Origin of the sequence: Endozoicomonas sp. ALC013 (assembly GCF_049310205.1) — a bacterium.
Lineage (GTDB): Bacteria > Pseudomonadota > Gammaproteobacteria > Pseudomonadales > Endozoicomonadaceae > Endozoicomonas.
Genome location: NZ_JBLYNS010000024.1, coordinates 1 through 25,317 on the forward strand (window position 1 = coordinate 1; position 25,317 = coordinate 25,317).

The 25,317-nt window shown below is 45.6% G+C and carries 21 protein-coding genes and 2 pseudogenes; 11 read left to right on the top strand and 12 right to left on the bottom strand.

Features of this window, described 5'->3' with window-relative positions; translation table 11 throughout:
* Nucleotides 1-206: 206 nt before the first annotated feature.
* Nucleotides 207-491, bottom strand: coding sequence for an antitoxin (locus ACO6V1_RS06965; protein ID WP_422466309.1), 285 nt, complete (start codon nucleotides 489-491; stop codon nucleotides 207-209).
* On the bottom strand, nucleotides 488-766 hold the full coding sequence (locus tag ACO6V1_RS06970; RefSeq protein WP_422448555.1) for a hypothetical protein: 279 nt from the start codon (nucleotides 764-766) through the stop codon (nucleotides 488-490). The genes ACO6V1_RS06965 and ACO6V1_RS06970 overlap by 4 nt, the downstream gene beginning before the upstream one ends.
* Nucleotides 767-1,326: 560 nt before the next feature.
* On the opposite strand from ACO6V1_RS06970, the gene ACO6V1_RS06975 reads away from it, so the two are divergent.
* The 4 genes from ACO6V1_RS06975 to ACO6V1_RS06990 are packed head-to-tail and all read left to right on the top strand — an operon-like array spanning nucleotide 1,327 to nucleotide 3,650.
* Nucleotides 1,327-2,286: a CsgG/HfaB family protein gene (locus ACO6V1_RS06975; RefSeq protein ID WP_422448553.1), complete on the top strand. Its 960-nt coding sequence runs from the start codon at nucleotides 1,327-1,329 to the stop codon at nucleotides 2,284-2,286.
* A gap of 15 nt (nucleotides 2,287-2,301) precedes the next feature.
* Nucleotides 2,302-2,622, top strand: coding sequence for a hypothetical protein (locus ACO6V1_RS06980; protein WP_422448551.1), 321 nt, complete (start codon nucleotides 2,302-2,304; stop codon nucleotides 2,620-2,622).
* Nucleotides 2,623-2,997 carry a DUF4810 domain-containing protein gene (locus tag ACO6V1_RS06985; RefSeq protein ID WP_422448549.1) on the top strand — a complete coding sequence of 125 codons (375 nt, stop codon included), beginning with the start codon at nucleotides 2,623-2,625 and terminating at the stop codon, nucleotides 2,995-2,997.
* Between the two features lie 2 nt (nucleotides 2,998-2,999).
* Nucleotides 3,000-3,650, top strand: coding sequence for a DUF799 domain-containing protein (locus tag ACO6V1_RS06990; protein WP_422463874.1), 651 nt, complete (start codon nucleotides 3,000-3,002; stop codon nucleotides 3,648-3,650).
* A gap of 106 nt (nucleotides 3,651-3,756) precedes the next feature.
* Here the strand turns inward: ACO6V1_RS06990 and ACO6V1_RS06995 are convergent, their stop codons facing one another.
* Both ACO6V1_RS06995 and ACO6V1_RS07000 read right to left on the bottom strand, forming a co-directional pair.
* Nucleotides 3,757-4,965 (bottom strand): NYN domain-containing protein, encoded by a 1,209-nt coding sequence (locus tag ACO6V1_RS06995; protein WP_422448545.1) that lies wholly within the window; start codon nucleotides 4,963-4,965, stop codon nucleotides 3,757-3,759.
* Between the two features lie 88 nt (nucleotides 4,966-5,053).
* Nucleotides 5,054-5,377 carry a helix-turn-helix domain-containing protein gene (locus ACO6V1_RS07000; protein ID WP_422463872.1) on the bottom strand — a complete coding sequence of 108 codons (324 nt, stop codon included), beginning with the start codon at nucleotides 5,375-5,377 and terminating at the stop codon, nucleotides 5,054-5,056.
* A gap of 271 nt (nucleotides 5,378-5,648) precedes the next feature.
* Here ACO6V1_RS07000 and ACO6V1_RS07005 point away from each other — a divergent pair, with 271 nt between their 5' ends.
* From ACO6V1_RS07005 to ACO6V1_RS07035, 7 genes and pseudogenes are all read left to right on the top strand, one after another.
* On the top strand, nucleotides 5,649-6,707 hold the full coding sequence (locus ACO6V1_RS07005) for a Tn7 transposase TnsA N-terminal domain-containing protein (protein WP_422448543.1): 1,059 nt from the start codon (nucleotides 5,649-5,651) through the stop codon (nucleotides 6,705-6,707).
* 26 nt (nucleotides 6,708-6,733) lie between these two features.
* Nucleotides 6,734-8,155: a DDE-type integrase/transposase/recombinase gene (locus tag ACO6V1_RS07010; RefSeq protein WP_422463622.1), complete on the top strand. Its 1,422-nt coding sequence runs from the start codon at nucleotides 6,734-6,736 to the stop codon at nucleotides 8,153-8,155.
* Nucleotides 8,155-8,838 carry an ATP-binding protein gene (locus tag ACO6V1_RS07015; protein ID WP_422448539.1) on the top strand — a complete coding sequence of 228 codons (684 nt, stop codon included), beginning with the start codon at nucleotides 8,155-8,157 and terminating at the stop codon, nucleotides 8,836-8,838. Before ACO6V1_RS07010 ends, ACO6V1_RS07015 begins: the two co-directional genes overlap by 1 nt.
* A 90-nt stretch (nucleotides 8,839-8,928) precedes the next feature.
* Complete coding sequence (locus ACO6V1_RS07020) at nucleotides 8,929-9,282, top strand: hypothetical protein (protein WP_422463624.1); 354 nt, start codon at nucleotides 8,929-8,931, stop codon at nucleotides 9,280-9,282.
* Between the two features lie 15 nt (nucleotides 9,283-9,297).
* Nucleotides 9,298-10,566, top strand: coding sequence for a TniQ family protein (locus tag ACO6V1_RS07025; protein WP_422466311.1), 1,269 nt, complete (start codon nucleotides 9,298-9,300; stop codon nucleotides 10,564-10,566).
* A gap of 757 nt (nucleotides 10,567-11,323) precedes the next feature.
* Nucleotides 11,324-11,691 (top strand): annotated as a pseudogene (locus ACO6V1_RS07030) (PolC-type DNA polymerase III); the annotation flags it as partial.
* A gap of 69 nt (nucleotides 11,692-11,760) precedes the next feature.
* Nucleotides 11,761-11,892, top strand: a complete 132-nt coding sequence (locus ACO6V1_RS07035; RefSeq protein ID WP_422449575.1) for a hypothetical protein — start codon at nucleotides 11,761-11,763, stop codon at nucleotides 11,890-11,892.
* A 5-nt stretch (nucleotides 11,893-11,897) separates the two neighbouring features.
* Here the strand turns inward: ACO6V1_RS07035 and ACO6V1_RS07040 are convergent, their stop codons facing one another.
* From ACO6V1_RS07040 to ACO6V1_RS07075, 8 genes and pseudogenes are all read right to left on the bottom strand, one after another.
* On the bottom strand, nucleotides 11,898-13,103 hold the full coding sequence (locus ACO6V1_RS07040) for a PcfJ domain-containing protein (RefSeq protein WP_422448531.1): 1,206 nt from the start codon (nucleotides 13,101-13,103) through the stop codon (nucleotides 11,898-11,900).
* Nucleotides 13,104-13,251: 148 nt separating this feature from the next.
* The gene (locus ACO6V1_RS07045) at nucleotides 13,252-14,154 is read right to left on the bottom strand and encodes a hypothetical protein (protein ID WP_422448529.1); all 903 of its coding nucleotides are present in this window, start codon (nucleotides 14,152-14,154) and stop codon (nucleotides 13,252-13,254) included.
* On the bottom strand, nucleotides 14,154-15,608 hold the full coding sequence (locus tag ACO6V1_RS07050) for a DUF3696 domain-containing protein (protein WP_422466319.1): 1,455 nt from the start codon (nucleotides 15,606-15,608) through the stop codon (nucleotides 14,154-14,156). The genes ACO6V1_RS07045 and ACO6V1_RS07050 overlap by 1 nt, the downstream gene beginning before the upstream one ends.
* A 54-nt stretch (nucleotides 15,609-15,662) precedes the next feature.
* A pseudogene (locus ACO6V1_RS07055) lies at nucleotides 15,663-15,794 on the bottom strand (AAA family ATPase); the annotation flags it as partial.
* Between the two features lie 11 nt (nucleotides 15,795-15,805).
* On the bottom strand, nucleotides 15,806-18,988 hold the full coding sequence (locus ACO6V1_RS07060; RefSeq protein WP_422466313.1) for a DEAD/DEAH box helicase: 3,183 nt from the start codon (nucleotides 18,986-18,988) through the stop codon (nucleotides 15,806-15,808).
* A 115-nt stretch (nucleotides 18,989-19,103) separates the two neighbouring features.
* Nucleotides 19,104-20,267, bottom strand: a complete 1,164-nt coding sequence (locus ACO6V1_RS07065; RefSeq protein ID WP_422448523.1) for a restriction endonuclease subunit S — start codon at nucleotides 20,265-20,267, stop codon at nucleotides 19,104-19,106.
* Nucleotides 20,264-21,841, bottom strand: a complete 1,578-nt coding sequence (locus ACO6V1_RS07070) for a type I restriction-modification system subunit M (protein ID WP_422448521.1) — start codon at nucleotides 21,839-21,841, stop codon at nucleotides 20,264-20,266. The genes ACO6V1_RS07065 and ACO6V1_RS07070 overlap by 4 nt, the downstream gene beginning before the upstream one ends.
* A gap of 14 nt (nucleotides 21,842-21,855) precedes the next feature.
* Nucleotides 21,856-25,236 carry a DEAD/DEAH box helicase family protein gene (locus ACO6V1_RS07075; protein WP_422448519.1) on the bottom strand — a complete coding sequence of 1,127 codons (3,381 nt, stop codon included), beginning with the start codon at nucleotides 25,234-25,236 and terminating at the stop codon, nucleotides 21,856-21,858.
* Between the last annotated feature and the right edge of the window lie 81 nt (nucleotides 25,237-25,317).

Below are 25,317 nucleotides of genomic sequence, written 5' to 3' on the forward strand. Positions count from 1 at the left end.
GCAGACTTCATTCCTATCTTGATTACGTGAGCCCTGTGGACTTTGAGCAACAGGAATTCAGTAAAGCGGCTTAATCAGGTGTCCATTTTTACTTGACCACTACAGTAATGCCTGGTTAGTCATTTAGCGGTTCTTGCGTGTTGCATGTTTGGTCATCAATTTTATCCGCTGCCATAGGGAAGCGGAGGGATCGGGAGTCAGCATAATCAGGATCGGGAAGACACATCCAGCAACGAGCCAGACAGGTACTTGTGAATAATGCTGGAGACCAGCGTCTGGTAGGGAATACCTTCACGCTGGGCACGGGACTGAATGGCCAGCAGGTCACGTTGGGAGATACGGATATTGATGCGCTTATCCTTTATAAAACTCTCGCTAGCAACACTCTCTAGTGCCGCTTTGCGTTCCGGGGTCAGGGTAGACTCATAATCCCCCGCTTCAAAGGCGTCCAGAAGTGCCTGTTCCTCTTGATCCAGCTTGTTTTTTTTCATGAATCACCTCCCAGGTAATCGCGGGTAAACTTTCGGCTCGGTATCAGGGTTTTCAAGAAAATCTCCTTTTCATTCTCTACATAAGGCACCAGCCAGACATAGCCCTGCACATTGACCACAAACACCCGCTGGTGAGGATAGTCCACCGTATTAGGGTGGGTGATATCATCAAGCAGGTCGCCGCTTTGGATATGAAAGATAATCTCTTCAAAGGATTTATCCCGCTGACTTATCAGCTGCTGATTCTTGTCAGGGTTCCAGTTAAAGCATTTCATAGGGTTAGTATAGTGAATGTGTGCATTTTGTCATCATATGGTTAGCAAGCCACGTTATCCAGTAAATCCAGTTCCACCTTTAGAATATCCTCAATTCAAGATTCAAGACCCTACCCGGGTTCTCCGACCCGAGTTTTCCGACCCCGGTTTTCTTATAACCCGATTACGCCAGATAATAGGGAAAAATCATGAAATCCCCCGAAGCCATTGGGCTCAATGGCTTCGGGGGATTTCATGATTTTTCCCTAGTTGCGGTCTCTTGCCTTAGAGTTGTTCGGGTTAATAATAGTACGTTTGTTTATTTTTACTTGAAAGGATAGCTTTTCGCAAAGACGCTACCGCCCGTGGGTTGTACCACAGCCTTTTATTGACTGTGGGGAGCAGGGTCCCAGATAGCTTTGTGTGAAATTTTCGATAATTCTTGGATAGTACGATTGTACATTTACAGGTGATATGCGTGATTTCCGTTGCACTTGATTTTGATATAACTGCTCGTAATAATCTTGTAAAATTTTTGCCAGATATATTTCCGTACCCCTGACATTGAAAGTTTTCCAGATATGAAAAAAATAGCTACCGTTGCCGTCGCTCTTGCTCTGGCTGGTTGCGCAACGCAGACACCGCATGTGGCAGTTAAAGAAGCACCTGTAAGTCAGGAGCAACAGATTGCGGCTCAAAAAAAGGCGACAGAATTGGCCCAAAGGCAGGCGCTCTCTCTTAAGCGAAAAATCGCCATTGGCAGGATGACTAACGAAACCAATTATGGCCGTTCGCTGTTGCGTGATGATCATATGGACCCTTTGGGCAAACAGTTGAGTGATATGCTCTCAACCCGTTTGATTAATTCCGGTAATTTTGTGGTTTTTGAGCGTCCGGACCTTTCACGTATAGAACAAGAGAGACAGATGTTCGGTGCGGGTGGTGAGCTGGTGGGTGTGGATACGCTGGTTGTTGGTTCCCTGACAGAGTTTGGCCGGAATGTCACCGGAGAAAGCGGGTTTCTCAGTAGTACCAAAACCCAGTTAGCCCATGCAAAAGTTGAATTGCGACTGGTGGATGTGAACACCGGGCAGGCTTTCTTCTCTGCCTCGGGGGCTGGTGAAGCAACGCTGGAAAGTGCATCAGTTGCCGGTTTTGGCTCCCGTGCTGCTTACGACGGTACATTAACTGATAAAGCGATTGCCGCAGCCATTAGCGAAGTGATCGATGACATGATCCAGAAAATGATGGAGCGACCCTGGAAGACCTATATCCTCGATGTTGTTGATGGACAGATTTTCATCAGTGGTGGTCAGAGTCAGGGACTTTCTGCAGGAAAGCAGCTGCGTGTGATGACTGCCGGGAAAAAGATTAAATCCAAACAAACTGGCTTTACTGTCACCCTACCGGGTGCTGAGGTAGCCAGAGTTGAAGTGATATCAACGTTTGGTGATAACGAAAATAATGAAGGCAGTGTCGTGCGAGTGATCAGCGGATCATTAGACGGCCACAGTCTGGATAAACTGGAAATTGTTGAATAAATGGGGCTGTTCAGAATGTTTAAGTTTTCTACATTATTTGCTGTTTTCATGTCCTTTGTTGTCCTTACGGGGTGTGTTAATACGCCGACAGAAAATGTTCAGGCGTTGGATGACCGGCCGTTCATTATGTTTACTGATGCCAGACAGGGTGATTTGGTAATACTGGATGGAATTCAAATGGGAGCTGCGGCTCAATTCTCTGCTGGAAAATCAGGGTTGCGTATTGAGGCTGGAACCCATTTTCTGGAAATACAACGGTCAGGTAAGACGGTTCTAAGTGAGAAGTTCTACGTGGCTGAAGGCGTCAGTAAGACATTTGCGATCGGTGGCTATTAAATGTTGAACGTAAAAAAACTAATCACGGTGGCGGTAGTTTCCGGTTCTCTGTTCCTGGCTGGGTGTCAGACCAATCAGGGGTTGTATCATTGGGGTGAGTACGAATCCGGGCTTTATGGTTATTACAAAGACCCTGCTGAGCTGGCGGTGTTGTCTGAGCAATTGCTGCAGGCGATAGAAGAGGCTAATGGTCGTGTAGCACCGGGTATGTATGCGGAGTATGGAACCCTGATGTTGCAACAGGGTAAAACCGATGAAGCTGTTATTTACTACACCAGAGAGAGGGATCTCTGGCCTGAAAGTCGCCATCTTATGGATGCCATGATTAATAACCTGACGAGTAAGCCAAAGGCTGACGGCCAGAAGGACAGTTAACAATGATTACCAATGTGAAAAAATGGCTGACTATACTGGGTGTCAGCTTGTTAGCTGGCTGTGCTGTCCAGGCCCCAAAGGTTGATTTCAGTGCTTTTCAGCAGGCGAACCCCAGCTCATTACTGGTTGTACCGGTTGTTAATGAGTCTGTTGACGTTGATGCGCCAAATTACTTCCTGTCCACCATTTCTGTGCCATTAGCCGAGAAAGGGTACTATGTTTTTCCGGTGAATACGGTAAAGACGGTTCTGGAAGGTGAAGGGCTTTACGATGCCGATCTGGTTCACTCGGCCGACCCGGTTCAACTGGGTAATATGTTTGGTGCTGACGCCATTTTGTATGTGACCATTAATAAGTGGGATGCACAGTATATTGTTTTGAGCACAACCGTGACGGTCAGCTTTACCTACCGTATTGTCAGTGGTAAGACCGGTGAGGAATTATGGACTGCCAATAAAACCATGCAGTACACACCGCAACAGAATAACTCTTCTGGTAATCCTCTGGCTGATTTGGTGGTGATGGCTGTTTCTGCTGCAATTACCAGGGCTGCTCCTAATTATTTGCCTTTGACACAGCAGGCTAATTATCAGGTTCTGTATCTGGATCCGACGAAATTACCAAACGGTCCTTACCTGAAGCCCAAGTCCTGAGTTATTGGGCAGCTTCTGTTAACCGAGTTTTATAATGTTAAGAAATAGCCCCTCTCATTTCTGGATGATTGGGGTTTTTTTAATCATTTTTACGAGGTTGAAGAGGCTATGGTACCCCTTGCGTATCCTGTAACAATTTCGAGAATAGATCCTGAGGGTATTTGTTAAAAGTCATGGTTTGAACAACGGCATAGCTCAAGGTTTGCTGGTTGTTTTGACAGGCATTATGCAGTCTGGAAAGCATCGCCTGATCAATTTCCTGAAGATAGTTTTTCTTATGTTTTAGTTGGTAGCACTGTGTTGCGGGGCTATTTTTCGGATCTGTGTGAGAGATATCAAGCAGGTGACTTTTATAAAGTAAGCTGGTTACCTTTTTTGCATCTGTTTCAGAGATTTGTCCTTTGCTGGTTTTTGCCAGAATGGCAGGGAAATCTTTTCTTGGCAAAGGAGAAAGTGTGGCTGCCAAGGTCAATGCTTTAGTGAGTGTGTTTTTTTCAATTTGTGGCCATTGTAGTTTTTTCAGAATCTGAAGATAGGTTTCTGCGAGTTTTTCTTTGTCAGGCTGAGGTTGTGTAGGTGGCTGTAACTGTGTTTGTTGAGTTGGAGTGACTCTATTAGCAGCAGTAGCAAGGCTTGCTTGCCAGCACTTCCTCTTCTCATGCAGGCTGATTTCTATGGAGTCAATATCCTTGAGGAAATCGGTAAATGAGGTGAATCCAAAGGCTTTTTCATTGAAGGCGCTGTCAATTGAGATCAGACGGGTTTTCAAAACGGAGCAGTCAGCTGCGCCATCAAAAGTTTTGAGAGTACGCAAGGTAAGATCAATGGCTTTTTTCAGTTCTTCAGAACGGGTATCAGCATCCAGGCTTTCTGGTGTGTCTGTGAAAATATAGCGGGTGCAGGATGTTTTTACCGACTCACTGAGAGGAGAGCGAGGGCCTACTCCAATAACTTCTTTGCCCATCTCCCTTAATCTTCGGAACAACGGTGAGAAGTCAGAGTCACCGGTGGCCAGGACAAACCATTCTACATCCGTAAGCCGCAGGGCGCTTTCCATTACATCAACGGTTAACTGAATATCCGATGAGTTTTTTCCGGCAACGGGATGATAGTTGTGCATCAGCTCAAAGCCCTGACGATTCAGGTCTGCCTGAAAACCCTGAATGTTAGGAGTGTTCCAGTTACCATAGGCCTTCCGGACAATTAGCTGGCCAGTCGAGCTGAGCTCTGTAACCAGCTTTTCGGGGCCTTTTTCCTTAAGCCAGTGGGTAAGGTTTTCTACATCAATAAATGCGGCGATTTTTGAACGGCTCATGTTGAGCTGTCATCCTTGTTGAATATTGGTGTTATTGAGTTGGAGTGAAGTATATGTCTGGAGTTGTTTGGATGGCTAGTAATCTGACCTAATGTTTCTTTTCCCTGTCTTTCAATATCTGCTCAATATTTGGATCTATACGATTCATGTCTTCCAGCTCAGTACCTTCAAAAAGTGATTGTGGTGAAATTCTCAATGTGTTGCAGATCTGCCAGATCGTTCCAAGGGTTGGATTCCCTTCATTGAGAATTTTGAACAGCTGTTGAGGAGTTATGAGTAGCAGTCTGGCTAGTTCTGACTGAGTCATAAATGAGTCGGGTCTTTCTGTTGAGGGTGTTTTTTTTAATGCTGAAATGAGGTTGCTACGAACGGTTTTGATGAACCTGCTCTTGCCTGGCTGGTCAATATTCATAACGAGTCTATACTTTCAGCATAAAAGCTGAAAGTTGTGCTTATTATAAGGTATTAGGTCTGTTTACCTAAAATTTACACTTTAGATACAGTTAATATTTAACTTGCTGTTTTTATTGATAAAAAAATTATCTGTATGGGATATTAGCCCATAATAACACCTGCTTGATTTTAAAGTCAAACTTCTGTTTTGAGAAAAGGCAGTTGAGATGATTAAAAAAATTGTGAAATCTGAAAAATAGGATAACAAAATTAAAAAATAGGAGTCTGCGTTGCTATCAGATGAAGAAGTGCTGTTGTATTGCAAGTCGAGAGGTGTGACTGAATCCGGGTTGGCGATGGTAGCGCTTATTCTGTCTTCCGATCCTGCCCGAACTGTTAAAAGCAACGCATACACCACATCTGGACGATTTGTAAGCCATAAGAATGGAATGATCATCCAGTTTGAGAGTCTTCACGTTGAGCTGTCGTATTTGCTGTTGGCTGAAATTAATCCTGACATCACTCTTTTCAGGTGCCAGCCTCGTAAATTTAAAATCAAGGCTCCTGATAAAAATGGAGTGTTGAGATCAATTGACTACACCCCCGATTTTTTTGTGATCAGTAAAGACTTTATTGGTTTCATTCAGTGCAAGGACTCTGATGAAACAATTATTAAGCTTAGTCAAAAGCATCCAGGACGTTATCAGCTGGAAGATGGCGACTGGATGTATCCTGCCATTGATGAAGTTCTTGAAGGCACTGGTCTTGGTCATAAGTTCTTCATCAGGAACCGTGAGAAAACTATTAGAATTGATAACGCCTGTCATGTTGCTGATTTTATGAGAGGAAGATCATCAGCGGTTGATGAGGAACGACAGGAAGCTGTGCTTAAAACTGTTCGTGAACAGCAAGTGATCTCGGTATCAGATCTTCTGGGTTATCACGATTCAGTTAAGGTTGATGACATTTTATGGATGGTTGGGCAGGGACGATTGCTTGCAGATTTGGATAACGAGCGTTTATCAAGGCCTGCTAAGTGCCATTTGTTTGCTTCTGATGAGGTGAAAAGAAGTTTCATTAACAAGCAAAGGTCGATGGTTGCTTCTGACCTGTTGTTTTCGAATGTCCATGAAATAAAAGTTGGTAACCAATACCGTCATGGTGATAGCTATTGGAGGGTGCTGTCTCTTGATGCCCCCAGCAACTCTGTCATGGTTGAAGTGATTACTGGTAATGATCAGCCTCGTATTGACCACTATTCATATAGCAATTTTACCCTTCAGGTGAAGACCGGAGCCCTGCGCCAGGTGTACGTAATTACCATAGGCGCTATAAAAAGGCACAGATAAGGTTCGGTTGTGGTTATTACGGCCTGTTGGATGATGATGCTGGCAAGGGTAATCGATCGAAGAGGTTTTCTGAGCAGACTGAGGAGCTAATTGAAAAGTATATTGAGACCGAATTCAAAACGCCCACGGTTAAAAATATTAGTGATGTCCATGCGAGCTTTGATGCTGAGTGTGCGGAATTAGGTATTGGTACTGTTTGTCTGGAAACATTCAGGCAGAGAATTCTTGCTCATCAATCGCATAAATTAGCACTGCCTCGTCATGGTTCAAAAGCTGCTAATAATTTGCGGCCGGGTCTGGATCCCTCAATTGATACTTCTGATCCTCATGGTGAGCGGGCATATCAGAGAGCGCATACTGATCATACGTTGATTGACCTGTCTACTTTGAGAGTTCTGAGTGCTGAAGAGGCTAGAGAGCATATCAAAGCAAAGAAAAAAAATGTGAATCGAATCTGGCTTTCATTGATGATTGATGCCTATAGCCGCGCACCACTTGGAGTTTATTTGTCTTTTGATAACCCGTCACGAGCCAGTTTGATGATGGTGGTTAGAGATTGTGTACGACGTAACGGGCGGCTCCCTGAAGAGCTGGTAGTGGATGGTGGGGCTGAGTTTAAAAGTGTGTACTTCCAGAAACTTTGTGCCCGATATGGTGTCACGATCATAGATCGCACAGGTAAGGCGAAAGTCGGTTCGTTGATTGAGCGGATGTTCGGCACTCTTAATACCTCCTTTTTTTATAAAATGGAGGGCAATACACAGAATACCAGAAATATTCGCCAGATGAGCAAAGAGGTTAATCCTTACCGGTTGGCACTTTGGAATATCAAGAGGCTTAAAGAAGCGCTCGAGAGTTTTCTTTTTCAGCTCTATATAAACCAAACTCATAGTGCCATGGGGATTTCTCCAGCCACGGCTCTAAGTGAGAGTATTGAAAAACATGGCGTCAGAGATGTCAGGAATATTGAATACAGTGAGGAATTCCTGGCATTGACACTCATTGAAGACAGTCAGCTGATGCGAAAAATTCTGGTTAGCAGAGGGGTGAAATTTAATAACAAGCTCTTTTCGCATAAGAAGCTTAATGATCCCAAGTGGGTTGGGAAGAGTGTCCCGATCCGTTATGACCCAATGGATAATAGCTATATCGCAGTCTGTTTGGGGGGGGAGTGGATTCTTGCCTGTCGCCGTGAGCAGGAAGATAAATATCACGATGTTTTTTCTCGTGAAGAGATCAGTGCTGCACGTTTTTTTCAGACGAAATCGGCAAATGATGTCGTGGAAAGCCATCAGGCAGCCCAGTCCCTTGTGAATAGCAAGGAAGCTCAGCTGAAGGGGGAGATTGAGCGTGAAGCTGAGGTTGTTGTTCAGACTGAATTAAAACCCTCAAAAGGGTTGTTCAATAAGAAGATGGATCCATCAAGCCATAAACCGGAGAAATTCTAATGGCAAAGAAAGCTGCCTTATCACCTAAGTGTGCTGTCCCTGAAAGTATTCTTGCCAGCGATTCGAAGAGCAGGAAAAGCTACTTCAAAACGGAGGGTATTGTCACTCATCCGCGTTTGACGGAGGTGTCAGAAGCGTTGGACCTGGCTTTGGCGTCTGACGCAAATCAGATCATCCTTATCCCAGGTGCTACCGGGGTCGGTAAATCAATGGTGCATCACAGGAAGTATGAAAAGCTGGAAGCTCATTATGCAACGACCCTGGAGGAGAATTGCCCGGAAATACCGGTATTGTATGAAGAGGTGAGAAGTCCTCGCAGTAAGAAGTTCGAGTGGGGCGCTCTTGCCAGATCGATTCTGATTCAGTGTGTCGATATTGGTATGACCAGACGGAATTTGATGCTGAGTGACAGCTCAAGATTTCCCATTAAAGAAATGCAGAAAGTACTTGCCCGTAAAAACTCGGAGCAGGAGTTGATGAGCGCGATGGAGGAGGCGATTGAGTCTCGCCAGGTGCGCTATTTGTTTGTAGATGAGGCGCACCATTTTCTCATGAGTTGTAGGGATGAGTACCTCATGAATCTCTATATGGAAACCCTGAAGTCCATCTCCAACAAGGGGGAGCTCAAGCTGGTTATGGATGGGAATTATGAATTATTGAGGTTTCTGGAAGGAAGTGGGTAGCTGGCCAGACGAACCAAAGTCATTAATTTCTCACCTTACCTTGCCAGTTCAAGTGGCGATATTGAAGCTTTTGAAGAAGCATTCCTTTCTTTGTTTGCTTTTTATCCGGCGAAATTATCCGACGGTGTTATGGGTAGGCTGGAAGATCTGTTTGTTGGTTCCTGTGGTTGCGTGGGCATATTGAAACAGTGGATGGAGAGAGCGCTCAACCGTGCGCTTAACGACAATAGAGATTATGTCAGCTGGAAAGATTTTGAAGTAGAGCGCTTGGAGCCAATAGCGCTTAAGCGCATTGCCAAAGATATCAGGGCGGGTGAGGCCTTGATTAATTCGGTAAGTATGGATGAGGTCTGGAGTATTCTGATGGGGGAGCCTGAAAAAGAATCGAAATCTGGCTCGACAAAGCCTGGTGAGCGCAAGCCTGGCAGGGATAAGGTAGCGTAAGGAGGTACGTACTTCATGAAGGTTTCGAGTAGTCGTTTAATTCCAGTCAAAGGGATTTCACCAGGAGCGCTTATGGTAGAGGCGCTGAGTAGTCTGATAAACCGGATTTCCTTGAAGAACTTCTGTAGTCCAAGGTTTTTCATCGACTATGTGGTAAATCCTGAAGCTGGTTTTGGGGCTGCCCGAAATTCGTTATTTTCCAAAGATGGGCTTTCGGTGCTGAATAGTTATCGGAATCATGCCAAAAAGTACGGTGAGGCTCTGTCGAGACTAACTGGTATGAAAGGTCTGGAACAACATACGATGATGCCGTTCAGGGGGCTGTTTGATTCAATGGGTAAAGGAGTTATCCGGCAGGAAAAACATTGGTGCCCTGAGTGTTATCTGGATGCTATGCGACAATCAACGCCTGTTTATGATCCGCTGGTTTTTTCCCTTATGGAAGTGAAAAGCTGTCCTGTTCATCAGTTGAGGCTCGTAAGTAAATGCCCGGATTGTGGTGCCACCCAGCAGGCGCTTCCTTCATCAAGAAGGGTTGGCTGGTGTACTCAGTGCGGTGGTTTTCTCGGTTATATGGGAGGTGAGGCCAGAGAGGTGACTTCCAGGGAACAATATTTTTATGACCTTTTTGAGTGCCGTCATCAATTGTTGGAGATTGATGTCAGTCAGGAATTTAAGAATGGGGTGATGATGGTTGTCAATCGTTCCGGTTGCGGTGCTGTGACAAAGTTGACCGAAGCCGTTTGCTTCTCTGATAGAACGATTTCGCAATGGGTGTCTGGTCGTTATCGACCAACGCTTACCAGCTTTCTTGATTTTTGCCTGGCAGTGAATGTTTTGCCGTCACAGTTATTGGTGAATCACCAGGATATTGCACCGAAGCTGACAGAGGCCAGATTAACTGTTCGAAAAGTGTTTAACTCGTCACTGGAGATGGAGGAGATTGAAAAACGACTGCAGACCTATGCTTTATCAGAAAAAATTACTCCATTGCCGGAAATTGCCAGCAAGCTGAAGGCGGGTGTTAGTTTTCTTTCTTATCACTTTCCTGAATTGACTCGTGCTGTGGTGCAAAAAAATCAAAGTTTGCGAAAGGTGGTGAGTGATAACCGATACCATCAATTTACTGACCAGATATCGAAGATCATTGTAGATCTCGAGAAGGAAGGAGTTGTGCCCAGTTATAACAAAGTCAGGTGTCGTATGGTTGAGTATCATGGATTTCGGTACAAAGATTTCACTCGATTATGGGGGCGGGCCATGAAGGAGTGGCAGGCCAGCTAAGACTCATATCTCGTCACTGAACGTTTCTATTCTACCTCCCGATTTTAAAAAAAATCTCATTAAGCGCTCAGATTAGAGTGCTTTTTTTGTGTGCCCAAAATTTACTCAAGTGCTTGGATGAAATTAATAATGAAAAATCCAACATAAATATCGCGAAAGTTCCCAGTATAAAGTTTCGGAAAGTGCAGAAAACAGAAGATGAAAGTTCAAACTCACAAGCATAAAGTTGCCGAAAGTTCAAAGAATCAAGAAGTAGATTTGGTGGTTACCACCATAAAGACGAAAGATGGGGGGGTTATGCTAAAAGTCACATACTGGTGTCCGTGATCACAAAAAGTGTCCGCCTGTTTTTCAAAATAGTGTCCGGAATGCCCTGTGAGTCAGGCATTCTAACACCATTTTTTTCATAAATAGTGTCCGCTTCCTCTATTTTTGTCAGGGTATATGTCCGGAAAGTTTTCGATAAACGTGTCTGATAATATTTCAACAAAGGTGTCCGGTTTTTATCAATGACAGACGTTAAGCATATTTCATTCTGTGGTAATTCTTTTATTTGATGTAATATCAATATGTTATAGTGTGTGGTTGTGAGGTTTTCCTGAATATTGTTGCGGCCTTGCGGTAATCTGGCAGTAAATATCATTAGGAATACTCATTTCCAGGGAATGATTTATATTCAGGCTAAAGACTGATGAGCCATAAAAACGCAGATACCGTTGTTGTCCTGGATTTTGAGACAACCGGATTGTCGCCCAATATGGGTGACAGAGCCATAGAGATCGGTGCAGTTTTGATCGAACATGGCAGGATAACTGACCGTTTTCAGCAGCTAATGAACCCGGGTTTTCTGATTAATGGCTTTATTTCCAGTTATACCGGTATATCCAATGCCATGTTGAAATCCGCGCCGGATTGTTTATCGGTGACCCGGGAGTTTGCCAGCTTTGTGGGTAAACATAACCTGGTGGCTCATACGCATCGTTTGACAAAAAGTTTCTGGATAATGAGATGGTGCTGGCAGGCTCTGCATATTCCGGTGCCTTTGCCTGCTCAATGCTGGCAGCGCGGAGACTATACCAGAACGCTCCCGACCATAAACTGGGAACATTGGTGCGATATAAGCGACTACCGACTGATGGTGTTTTTCACCGGGCACTGGCCGATGCGGAAATGACCGCCCATCTATGGTTACGTATGCTAGAAGACCTGGGGGAGCAATATCAACTTTTTGACGTACCGTTTAACCTGATGCAGAAACTGGGGCGTACGGCAAAAGGTTCGGTGCATACGTTTCTGCAAAAGCAGGTTCGGGCAGAGCCTGCCTGAGTGCGCTATCCCGGTTCCTGACCCTGGTATTCATTGATGACCTGCTGAAACCAGCTATCAATCACTCCCCTGGCTTCATTTGAGGCAGTTTTGTTACAGGGGCCAGCAACCTGCTCAATTCTTAAAGGCCGACCATTATTCATGGTAATACTGATAGTGAGGCATTCAGGCGCTTCCATATGATAGATATAGTGAGTGCCTGCTTGTACATTTCGGACATAAGAGCCGACGCAGTGTTTCATTTTTATGCCTTCTTCCCGTAGTGCTTCAAAAGTCAGAATCGGTTTAATCCATTCAGTACCCGGGTGTGGTGGTAACGGAAACGGGAGCGGATTATCCTGTTCATCGAGAAGGATAAACCTCTGGTCGATGCCATGACGGTTACGTCTTGCCATTTCCCGATCATGGATTCGATTAAGCTCTGCCTCAGAGTTGCAGTTGGCCAATTCTCTATTCAGGGCAAGATCCATGCGCAGGCAATCCTGAATGATATTTATCAATCGAGCCCTTGCCCAGCGGCAGCCCATGCTTGCCAATAGTTCAAGCAGGCGTGAGTGAATCAGCTCCGGCATGGCGATCATCACATCAATATGCTCCTGCCGGATAACTGGCAGATGTCGTAGTTTAACCAGGTAGGCTGGCGTTGTGATAATAGACAGAAGTTTACTGGCGAAATATCGCTGGATGGATTCAATCTGAATTTTTTTCACCAGACGGTTCAGGGATTTGCTATTTGACATGCCCATGGCGGCAAGAATCTGATGCTGCTTCATGGCCAGCATTTTTCGGGCCGTGGACTCGTCAAGCTTATGGTTGATACAGAAATCAACCCAGTACCACAGAAGCACCGGGTTGCTGAAAAACAGATCCCGAGCTTCCTGCCATTGGGCTACCAGTTTCAGCACAAAAAATTTATGGGCACCAAAAAAATCAATGTTGCGCTGGACTTCTTCGGGGATGGTATTCAGCCAGTACTGAATATCCTCACAGTGCGCCATGGAAGAGAGGTCAAAAGCGATGGAGCTATGAAATTCCGGCTGTTCCACCTCATGATCAATAATGGAAACCCAGTCCAGCTTTTTCTGCCAGCCACCCACCACTATTTTGCAGGGATAATTCAGGTAAGGTAAACAGTCGATGGTAAGGCTGTGATGGGAGTCGCACCAGGTGAATTCTTTTTCTTCAGGGAGTGAAAGGGCGGTATTTTGCATAGACGCGTTATAGTCCTTTTAAGTGCTTTTCCATTGAGTTCATGGACTCTCTATAAATCATATCTTCCAGAAGATTTTAGGTATTCTACTCTATAATGTCTGACGGCTAAGTCGTAATCAGATATCGTTATATGCTGTCTGAGCGTGATTAAGCTTGAGAGCAAATGGTAAAGTTGTTGCCTTCTATGAATTGATCCCATTTTTTCTGATAGATTCTAGGCTTCATCAGAAACGCCTCATCAGTATGGACCTCCTTTTCAGATACTCCAATCCCGTGTCCAGTGGAAATACCTCCATGCTCTGTAAGGATACATCGGTTGTGGAATACATCCCCATTTGGAGTTTCTTCCAGCTCATAGACCTTCACATCAAGAGACATGCCAGTCTCAATGCCCTCAAGAATCGCCTTCTTTACGAAAGAGGCGTTTGGAGATTTGGTATGTTGCTTATAAAAAAGTTGAACGTACGGAAGCCTGCTGCTGACTCTATGAATAGACATGTTGTTTATTAAGTAGGTGACAAGGTCGGTTGCTTCATCAGTCCAACCATAAGGATCAATAATTACTACTTGTTTTGTCGATAGCCTAAGCATGTTATAAACGGCTTCAGAAAATCCTTTTTTTGTTCTGATGATATCTTTCTGAACTTCATGGTTCCAGGGGCTGTCAGCGTCGTACATACTATCTGGTGTCAAGCTGTGGTCAACGCCAAGTGATTGTTTAGAAAGAATAATGTTGAAGGGAATTCGGCTGTTTTCTATTAATACCTGATGCTCCCATTCATCGTCATTGATTGCGGTATTCTCTCTAACTACCAATGTCTCTAACAGTTTTTCAACCATTACGACATAGCGTTGACTTTGTAAAGACTGGCTATCTGCGGGGCCATTTCTCAAAAAATAGCTTCGAAGTTTACTCGAACGGGTCTTTGGAAAGCAGCTGACAACTCTGGGGCTTCCCAAGCCATATTCTCTCAGAAACTCTGTGTAATCTCGCTTGGTTAATGCCCAATAAGAGAGTAGAGATGGGGCAATAGCATATTCATGAAGCATTACATCAACTCCTCTCTACGTTCAGCAAAGAACCCCTGAGGCCAGCGGTCAATAAATTCCCCATCCTCATCAATGCGTATGTGCTTAACTTTAACGCCATTTTCTGAGGGATCCAGATAAATAACCGATACATCATTCGGGTTAACACGCTGGTACTCTAATGGAAGCTCCTGTTCTGATGTCTCTCTTATTCGTCGTAACAACCTCAAAATAAGGTGCTCACTATGCGTCTCAACGAGAAATGAATGCTTGTGCCTGTTGGAGAGAAAAACATCGGCGAGTTGGACCTGGAACCTCGGGTGAATATGTAACTCAGGTTGCTCAACGCTGACTAAACCAATATGGTCATGATTGGCAGCAACAACGATTGGAAGAACCTGGGATATACCGGTACCAAGCTGATTTGCTGAGAGCAAAATATCAGAACGCAACTCCTTGAAGAAGATGCTGCGTTTGTTAAGCAGTTCAGAAAATTGACTATTACTATCCAGTCCTGCTGCTTCAGCAATGGACTGATTCATCACCTCATAGCCAGTATCCAGCTTATCCGGAGAGGCAAACCAGTTGCTGGTCTCACGAAGTAGTCTTGCCGCTTCCTTATTACTGTCAGGGTTTTTATAGAGCAAATCCCATGCAGCTGCTCCGTCCACCCAATCAGTTTGTTCTGGATGGGGATTAGGCACGTAGTCATTGTCTGGCACCAAACGAAGAGGTCCAATTTGTATACTCTTTTCAAGGTATTCCAGAAGCTTGTCCAGGGGCAGGACGAATGCTTGGCTTAAGACCTGCCGAATAACCAGAAAATTAAAGTGCTCTTCAATATCATCAATATCCTGCCCATTAAGGTTGGTGAGCATCGGGTAACCCATGTAGGGGATAGCCCCATTTCTGCAGGCCACACTAATCGGACCAATACGACTCGGAACATGAAGACCTTCATCCTCTTCATCTGCTTTTGTTGTTTTTGCAAACTGAGAGGGGTTGAGACTATCTAAGACATATTCAAACTCAGTATGATACTGGTCAGCCTCAAGTGGCTCCCTTTCATCCTCTTCACCGTATTCTGATTCGAGCCAGTCATCTGTGTTGTAGGGGATAAGCAATGGGTGAAGTGTGTTCAGAGCCTGAATCGCAGTGTTCTTTTGGTCTTCAGATGAAGAAATGCAGCCAATATAAGCATCATTTATCCATACTCGGTAAAACTTGACAAACGCTTTCTGATAACGCTGTGACCAGGCTATTTCAAACTCAACGGCACCAGTATCTATACTGCCTCCGAAGTCTTCCATTAACAGATATGAACTCTGAATATGGTTGGACATATCAAAAACATCAGCACCGTAGTGTACAAAAGGTGTTTTACCAGGTTCAAAGTCAAGCTTTATTTTGATGTTTTTCTTCAGATCCTGACCGTGAACCAATGCTCGGAATCCACCAATGGTTTTGCTGCCCAACGCATCCAGCTTCTGTGGGTCACAATGTCCCTTTGCCAGAATTTGCTGTACATAGGCCAGTGCCATCAGGATGGAGCTTTTGCCAACGCTATTAGGTCCAAAAAGCAAGGTCACCGGAGCTAGATGAATAGTCTGGGTCTCTTTGAAAGAGCGAAAGTTTGTCAGTGCTATCTTTGTCAGTTTCATTGCTGATTTTCCTATTCTGATCCAACCACTTCCAGGTCCGCCATTGTGGTTTTCTTAATATACAGTGCTGTACTGCCCAAGAGCTTAAGGCCCTCCTCGGTAATCGATCTCCGGCTTAACCCCGGCTGCACAATGACCACATGGAATTTTAAAGATGTTGTTCTGGCACGGTCGCGAATGGCTGCCAGATCACGAATTTCTCCTTTGAGGAACCGGGAGTACTGCGGTTGCCAGTGCGCCTCACGCTTTTTTATATGATGATATAGAGATTGCAGGTTGAGATGCTTCCAGCGAATACAACGTTGTGCCTGCCCGCAAACCTCGTAAAGATCTTTGAGTCTCGCACCAGGATCATTGGCACTTGAGTATTTTGCATGAATCAGAGTCAAAAGAATTTCGTTATCCAGTGCTTTCAATGCCACCAGATCGGCCGACTCCCCCGAGCCATCGTCATTTATAATAACATCGTAGTCTGAAAGGATATGATCAAAGTAACGCCATTGAATTGAGTCCCTTTTTCTCTGCTTACCCATGGACTCTTTACGGATATCTGTTCCATCCCAGTCCATGGTCGAGATATTTTCTGCTGAATATAGGCCAGCATTTTCACCTACATGTACGATACGATCATTATAGGAAAATGCACTGTCGGTGTAATAAATCATGATGGGGTCGGACATCATGAAATCTGATAGCGGCTCAGATACAGAACTCCCTTTTTTGATGGAAATTCCGTCACCTTCGACCAGTTGATAGTCAAAACCACGGGAGTTAATGTTTTCATCAATCACCAGTTTATAGACCGAACGCTTCTCCTCGCTGGAGAAAACCAATCGAACGCTGCCGTCTGCTTCCTTGCCGTCAGTTTCCAGATCTATCATATAAAAGGGGGCGGAATGATCGGCAAAGAAAAACTCAATTTTATCTTCGTATGTAGTTAACAGTTGTTCGCCCCATTGAGCAGATATCGGGTGGCCGGAGTATGGAGCCTTAAGTGCTTCAGGTCTCAGAAAGTGCCGGGTGATATTCTGTTCGTCAGTGTGTTCAGCAATGATTTTGTCCCAGACATCTTTTACCCATCTACACCAGTCGGCAATGGAGCCACCTTTCTGTGGTGACCAGACTTTGCCTTTGCGCTGAGAGCATCCCCAGATAACCCGGTTACCGTTTTCATAACCCAAAGCTGCAATATTACTCAAACTGGATTGCGAGGCTTCGATTAATGAAAGACCATCGGTGACGTTGGAGCCGAAGTATTGAGTAAAACTGATTGAGCCAATTTGGGCCGCGCCCAGGTTTCTGGCCAATGGGTATTCGATACCATTGAAGACGTTGAAAATTTGTTCACCATTTACGAGTCGACAATGGCCTTCACACAGCGACTCTGCCATTTTTTCAACCCTAAACAGCTTATAATCATTGGAAAATACAAATAGTGCCTGTCGATCTTGATCCCAGTGGGCAATCAGAAGTTTATAATTAGTGTCTTTTAACTCTTTGAAAGAGCCCCACTTGACCGGCGCTGCCTGTATGGCAAGAATCACCAGCAGCTTCTTCTCCTCGGAAATGGCATGCCAGTACTGCTCAAGTTTGGGCAGGTGTTCTGTAAACAGCTCAGGCTTCCATTGTTCACAGTGGGTATGAAAGAACATAGAGGTAAAGGAGGGCTCCAGGTTCCACAGGGAAATCTGGTTATGAAGATCTCCTTTATGCTTCAGTGATTCAACAACTTCTTGCAGTATCACTTCCCGTTCAATTCGTCTTTCCGATAAGCGGCGCAGTACACTATCCCAGTCAGCGCCTATGGCATAAAGGTTTTGAAGGTCACCCTCCACGGCCGGATCGGCAACATTCATAACCACACTGGCATGACGAATTGACTGATTATGGCTGGTACGAGTAAATCGGCCAATAAACTGCAGTGTGATTGCAAGGCTTTTATGATGATCGTGCAGAGCAGCAATTTTCAGGTTAGGCAGGTCATAACCTTCACCAAGCATATCCACACAGATCACAATTCGGGCATGGCGAGATAGCAGATTGTCGAGCCGTTTGGAGACCTCTGTTTTTCCATAGTCAGAGTGGATAACGATGGGGTTAAACTCAGGAGCTATCTCCTGGTATAGAGCCTGTAATGACTCCGCTCTTGCTTTTTTGGCAGTGCGAGCCATCATCAGGTGATCAAGGTTCTGGCTGATATCTTCCCGTAACCGATTAACGGCGATTTCTGCGATTTTCCTGTCGATACGTTCTTCGTAATACTCTTCAACAGGGATAAGTTCTACATGGGTAAAGTAGCCAGCACGTTGGGCTTCTCCCATGGTGTAACTATAAATAATTCGCCCGCCCAGGGCTTGCCTGTCATTCCGAAAAGGGGTGGCCGTGAACTGAATAACCCGCTTACCGTCAAAACGGTCACGGATATCCCGCCAGGATTTTGCAGAAATATGGTGGGCTTCATCGACAAAAAGGTGAGAACACCGCTGGCAGAGCTGGTCAACGGCATCCGGATCACTGGCTGAGAAAACATTGGGAAGCGCAATAATTACATTGGCACTGTCTGCCAGTTGGTGGGCATGTTCAATGCTCCTTATGCCTGATTCTATAATCGCAACAGAAGGTAGCTGAATATTACCGGGAATAACTCCCATTTCAGGCAGAAATCCCAGAGAAAAAAACTTACGGGCTGTCTGGTGGCGCAATGATTTGGAAGGGACGATAACCAGAACCTTTTCACAGCGCTGATAGACCAAAGTAGCCAGCATGGTTTCTGTTTTACCGGTTCCGGTTGGCAAAACAATGGTTGCAGGTTCAAGTTGACGATCGGTTGCAGACCAGGCAGAGATGGCATGGAGGGCGCCTAACTGAGGTCTGCGTAACCCCATTTCATGGTGTTCCTGATTTTCCTCTTTGAACTGAAACTGACCTCGCCAGGATTGGCGTATATCATCAGGGTTAGAAGCCACTTCACGATCCGGGAAGTGTTCCCATACCAGTTGGGTATCTTCTGTTAAGTCTTCAAGGTTAAAAGGCCGCTTTGCTTTGAGAACTGCAACACCTTCGGGACAGCGCCCCTTGAGTTTCGGGTTTTTCAGGTATAACTGATTCAGAGTCCCGGCAAGCTGGCTGGTAAGTTTGAAGTAGCCTGGGTACTCAGAAACCTGAACCTGAACAGTCAGGGAGACTTGTCGCACAAGCTGCTGTACAACAGCGTTATCACCAATTTTTTGCTTAGGTGAAAATTTTGCGGGGAGCATGATTGTGACTTGTAATGGCGCAAACAAATCCATTTGTGGTTAATGTCCTAACTTACAGCTGGCCGGAAAAGGCTTTTTGGCTTAGTGATTTAAAGAGTTCATCAATTTGATCAGAGCTGCTATTCATTTGACCTAATCTGTTAAGAATGGTCAGCTCAATCTCCTGATACTTTACTTGTTCCTCAATGGGAGGAATCAGGATTTTTATATCCTGCATCTCTTGGGCATTGATATTTGCCATACCCACAATGCTCTTGCACATGTTCATCAATGTGCGTTTGCCATGTTTGGAGTTCAGGTATGCGGAAATGTAGTAGGGGTTGCCCTTTTCATTGACGCGTGCACGAATCAAATAGCCTGCCAGAGCCATTGGGTAGTCAAAAGAGTAAACAGCAGTCTTGCCCACTAACTCGCGTGAGTTGGTGCGGTTGAACACTAGATCTCCTTTATGAGCAAGGTACTTTGGCTGTTCTTTTTCAGACAAGTCTACATATTTAAGATCATCAAGATTCCACCGACCTTGATAAGTGATATTGCCCATTCTGAGAACGGGGTATTCGCCTTCTGTCTCTGAAGCTTTGGCTGAGGTTCCGTACTTGGCCTCCTCTAGCAGATCCCGGATAGAGCCGACTGGGTAGCTCTTAGGATTGCTTATAGGGTCACCAAACATCTTCAAAAACACTGCTCGAAGGAAGTCATCAGCAAGGTTAATCGCTTTCTGGCGCTTGCGGCGAACTTCATCGGCCTCATCGAGGATGGCGGCGATGCGTTTTTGCTCGTCTATGTGCGGGAGAGGAACTTCTAAATGACGAAGAACATCTAAGGTGATGCCCTTAACAGTGGCCCCCTTACCTTGCTCTTCAAGATATTTTGCTTTTGACTCTAAAAAACGCAACAAATACGGTTTGAATATTACGGTTTCGTCCTTAGCAATCAGAGCTTTGAGGTCTTGGTTGATTGCCATGTCAACAATGTTTAATGCGACTTTTCCAAGCGCCATTCGAGTAGGGATAATGATGTTTCCAGCTGGTATTACATTGGTCGCAGACTTGGATACACCAAGCTCTGTAATATAATCAGCAGTAACTTCCAATCTGGTGGTTTTGAAATCCTTGACCGAGGCCCAGGGTATATCCCCTCCCCAATACCCAGGGTTGCTTTTGCTGGGTGTTCCGCCGCCAATGATATCAACTAAATTTCCCAGTAAGGCACTCACAGCATGCCCTCCAGCTTTTTCAGGTCAGCCAAAATTTCTCCTTCCAGAGAAATTAAGGCTTTCAAAATATCTTCAGGTTCATCGTACTTCTGCTCTTCATAAACCTCTTTCTTGTAACGATTAATGGAGAGGTCATAGCGGTTATCGATAATATCTGCTGCGTCAACCACAAAAGCCTTTTTAGTCTTATCGCCAAAGACCCGATTGATATCCTCAGCAGAAGCATTAGCTTCCAGTAGCTTGCGGTATTCCTTCCATTGAGCAATAGCATCCGGCAGGTCATTGCTGTCTTCACCCTTCAACTCATTCCGTTTATCGTCCAGAGAATAACCATCCGCTTTCAGGTCATAGAACCAGACGCGCTCGGTTGAGCCACCCTTGGTAAATATCAGAATGGCGGTAGAGACGCCGGCATAGGGCTTAAAGACACCGGATGGCAGACTAACAATCCCTTCCAGCTGATTATTCTGAATCAGCCCCTGGCGCAGCTGCTGGTGGGCCTTACTGGAGCCAAAAAGCACACCGTCGGGCACAATCACAGCGGCACGGCCACCCAGCTTCAGAGCCCGCAGAATATGGGCAACAAACAGCAGCTCGGTCTTTTTGGTTTTCACCATACCCAGTACATCCGGGTTAGTATTACTTTCATCCAGGCTGCCCTTGAATGGTGGATTGGCGAGAATCACATCAAAGAAGTTCTCTTCCTGTTGAGGAAAGCTCTCCTTAATGGATTTGCTCAGGCTGTCCTGGTAGAGAATATTGGCACCATTCACGCCATGCAGAGCCATGTTCATGCTGGAAACACGCAGCATGGTGGTATCAAAGTCAAAGCCCCAGAACATCTGGCTGTTGATATGGGCGCGGAAGGGTTCCAACATATCACCAGAGAAATGCCAGTTGCCTTCCTCATCCTGCCAGCGACCACCTTCTTCTTCAGAACTTGAATGTTCCTGATTCAGGTATTCCATGGTTCGGGCAAGGAATCCAGCCGTACCACAGGCCGGGTCACAAACGGTTTCTGTTGGCTGAGGATCCACCATTTTGATCATGGCATCGATAATATGTCGCGGAGTTCGAAACTGCCCATTGATGCCAGCTGTGGTCAGCTTGCTGAGGAGATATTCGTAGATATCGCCTTTTACATCACTTTGAGTCAGGGGCAGTTTATCAACCATGGCCACTGCACTGACCAGTACGGATTCGTTCTTGATTTCAAGGTCTGCATCTTCCATGTACTCGGCAATATGCCCAAAACCGGTCTCACCGTCTTTACCCAGCTCGCTGAAAAAAGGGTAAACCTTGCCTTTCAGGTGTTTGTGTAAGTCTCTTCCAGAGAGGTTCTTGAAGTTCTTCCAGCGCAGAAGTTGTCCTTGCGGGGAAAGTGGAAATAGCAAGGGGAAGTCTTTGCCAGTTCGGGCAGCCTTTCGCTCGGCCACATCTTCCTGCATATCGAGCATGCGGGCAAAGATCAGGTAACTGATCTGCTCAATGACCGTTAATGGGTTGGTGATACCTCCAGTCCAGAACTTGGACCAGAGTATGTCGATATCGTTACGGATACTTTTGATTAGCATGCAGTCTTTCTTCGTTAAGTGGTCTGAGTGGGGTCAGATTGTATAAAAGGTTTCAACACAGAGATTAAGGTGCCCACATCGTCTGGTTTAAAGACCCCATCAATACCTTCATGGGATACCGTGGTAAATGGAGCGTCATAGAGTTTGTCTACAACAATACTGCCGTGCTGGGCAATGTAATTTTTCAACAGGTTCATAAAGCGAACCTGCTTTGCTGTGAGTTCCGGGTGATCATGGAGAAAGCTCTTGAAGTGCTCTTCTATGGCTTTTGGATCCAGCCCGATCAGTTCACGAATGGTTATCTGTAGTTTATCAGCGGTGCGACCATAAAACTCGTTCAGTACTTGCGGGTCAACTCCGGGATGACTGGTCAGTATGGTTGAGGTGAGGGTTTTCAGCTCACCTTCGGCAATGGTCTCACCTCGATGTATTTTCTGTAACGTCGGGTTCGCGGAGATCATATCGTCGAGAATGGCTTTTAAACGTCGACGGTACATCATGGCTTCATTGGCGCCAGTCACCTTGTATTCTCTGGTTTCTTCTCTGACGCTACCATCCCTGGTACTGGTTGATGGCTTGGAATAGAGGCCACCACCGCCACCGGACTGACGGTATTTCATAATCCCGCGTAACTCCCGGCGAGCGTTCTCAAGTTTATCGATACTCGGTGCCTGCCAGAACTGAGCGCTACGTACCTCGGCAATCACGCTATCCTTCTGGCGAACCGCCTGAATATTTACCGCTAATGTATCCAGCTCTGCCAGCAATTGATCTCGTCCATCTTCAAAACAGCTGGCTTGATCAACAAGACAGCGTTCAATAGTAGCGATCAGCTTGTCCAGCTGAATGGCAAATTTATCCCGCAGGGGGCGTGATGCCATCAGGGGCGCAATGGTATCTGCGAGGATATGTTGTGTTCTGGCATCCAGTTTTTGTAGCAGGTCAGTCTGCTGCAGCTGGTGGACCAGGCGCAGTTCACGTCGGACGGCGATACTGTCATCCGGAAGATCGTTAATATCGGCTCGCAGTAACTCAATAGCTGTATCAAAAGCTGCAACATGATTTTTCTTCAGTGCCTGCTGAGCCAGTTCCAGCCGGGCCTCAAAGGTTGTTTGAAGCAATGACTTTCCGCCCGTATCCTGTGGCTCTTTGTATACCTGATCAAAGAATTCAAAATTGCCATAATGATCGAAAATAAGAAATTCGGTTTTGTGCTTATCCGGGCCAAACAGGTTGGGACGCAATCGAGTGCCTCGACCGATCATCTGCCAGAATTTAACCCAGGATTTGACGGGTTTGGCAAAGACCAGGTTAACAATTTCCGGTACGTCGATGCCGGTGTCCAGCATATCGACGGAGATGGCAATGCGAAAATCATTGTCCGGTTTTTTGAACTCTTTAATCAGGCTGTCAACATGGGGGATTTTGTTATGGATCACCTTGCAGACTTTGCTTCCATATTGGGGGTAGAGTTCACAAAATAACTCCTCCAGGTGTTCTGCATGATCCTGGCGCTGGGCAAAAATAATGGTTTTACCCACCAGTGAACCGGTTTCGTCTTTGATACCGTTATCAATCAGGTTTTCCAGAATGATGCGGTCGGTATCTTTGCTGAAGATTTTTCGCCCGATATCTTTGCCGGCAATCCGGGTGTTTTTCGCTTCTTCTTCGCCCAGGTCTTCTTCCAGTTGCCGTTTCTGCTCGTCAGTAAGATCATTGTAATGAATGCCTTCGCGCAGGAACTCGGTGGTCAAATCTTTTGCCCGAAAAGGTACCAGGTAGGGTGGTTCATTCTCGATGGCCGCATCCAGGCCAAATTCAAAGGTGGGGTCAGTTTGATCACAGCCAAACATGGTAAAGGTGTCACGGCTGACAAACTTTACCGGGGTCGCTGTCAGGCCAACCTGCAGGGCATCAAAATAATCGAACAGGTCCCGGTATTTGTTGTAAATACTCCGATGGGATTCGTCGGCAATGATCAGGTCATAGAATCCGACATCCAGCTGGGCAAACCGATTCATCATGCCAGGATATGTGGCGATATGAATACGAGTTGACTGGTCGATCTTGTTGGTTTCCCCAATAATACATCGAGGTTCAGAGGGCAGATTTTGTTTAAACGCCTCGTCAGCCTGGGTTCTCAGTTCTTTTCGATCACAGAGAAAAAGCGTGCGCTTGGCCCATCCTGCGCGAATGAGTAACTCGGCCAGAGCAATGGCAACCCGGGTTTTTCCAGTGCCGGTTGCCTGAATGATTAACGCCTTACGACGTTGGTTTTGGAAGTGCTCGGCAACGGTTTTGATGGCTTCTATCTGGTAAGGGCGGTCAACAATTTTCAGGTCAGGATTGTGCTGCTCCAGATCTTTCTTACGGTAGTTGCGTTGAAAGATCAGCCCTTGAAGACTGTCTTTGCTGTAAAAACCATATATGGGGCGATAGGTATTGTACTGCTGATCATCCCAGATATAAGTTTCATAGCCATTAGAATAGAAAATGACCGGGCGCTGGTGACCCATTCGTTCCAGTGCATCGGCATAAAGCCGAGCTTGCTCACGGCCTGCCTGCAGGTTTTCATTACTGCTTCTTTTTGCTTCTACGACGGCCAGAGGTTGCCCATTGTCGTCCCAGAGAACATAATCAGCTTTGCCATACCCCTTGGGGTTATTGGGAAAGTCAACTTTATGCTCAATACCAACCTGGTCGGTATCTTTAACATCCCAGCCTGCTTGCAGGAGCATTACGTCGATCAGTAATTTGCGGGTTTTTGCTTCATCCCATTGCAGGCTGTTTGCCACAGACTGGCTTTGCTGCTGACGCTGTTGTATGCCAGGTGTGGCGGGTGGGTTCAATTTGCCAGCGTATTGAATACGTTCACGGTCAAGCTGATCCATCACCCGTTGTAGCTCTTCTTGCTGCTTTTCCAGCTCTTTCTCATAACTGGATACTGACTTCTTTAACTGAGCCAAATTGTCTTTTGGGTCAGGAATTTCTTTCAGAGGAGGAATATCATCTTTGCTCTTGCCATAGTACTTAATGGCCATATACATAGCCAGTTGATGGGCAGTACTGAGTGCCATTACAGCAGTGCGGGCATCACCCTTACCGCCATGGGCGGGTTCATTTCCCTGAATGCGTATGAAATTAATCTGATGTAATAGTGACTTGCTGACGCAATCCACAAATACAGGGTCGGAGACAAGGTCGTAAAAACTTGATCGGGGCATTCTTGGAAGATTCTCTTCCTTGTAGATAGCCTTTGTCATCTCTTCGACAAAGCTGCGTAGTCGAGTCAGTGTACTGCCTGGGTCAATATGAAGAACTGCTTCTGCTAAACCGGCAAGCATGGCCAGCGATTCATTGCCGGGGCGTAGAAACTCGAAGTTCACTGATTTCATGCAATTAATTCCTTCCATGACAGCACAGATAATCATTTCCACCAATACAGCTAATGAAAAAACGCTTTTTTGTGCTGTTCA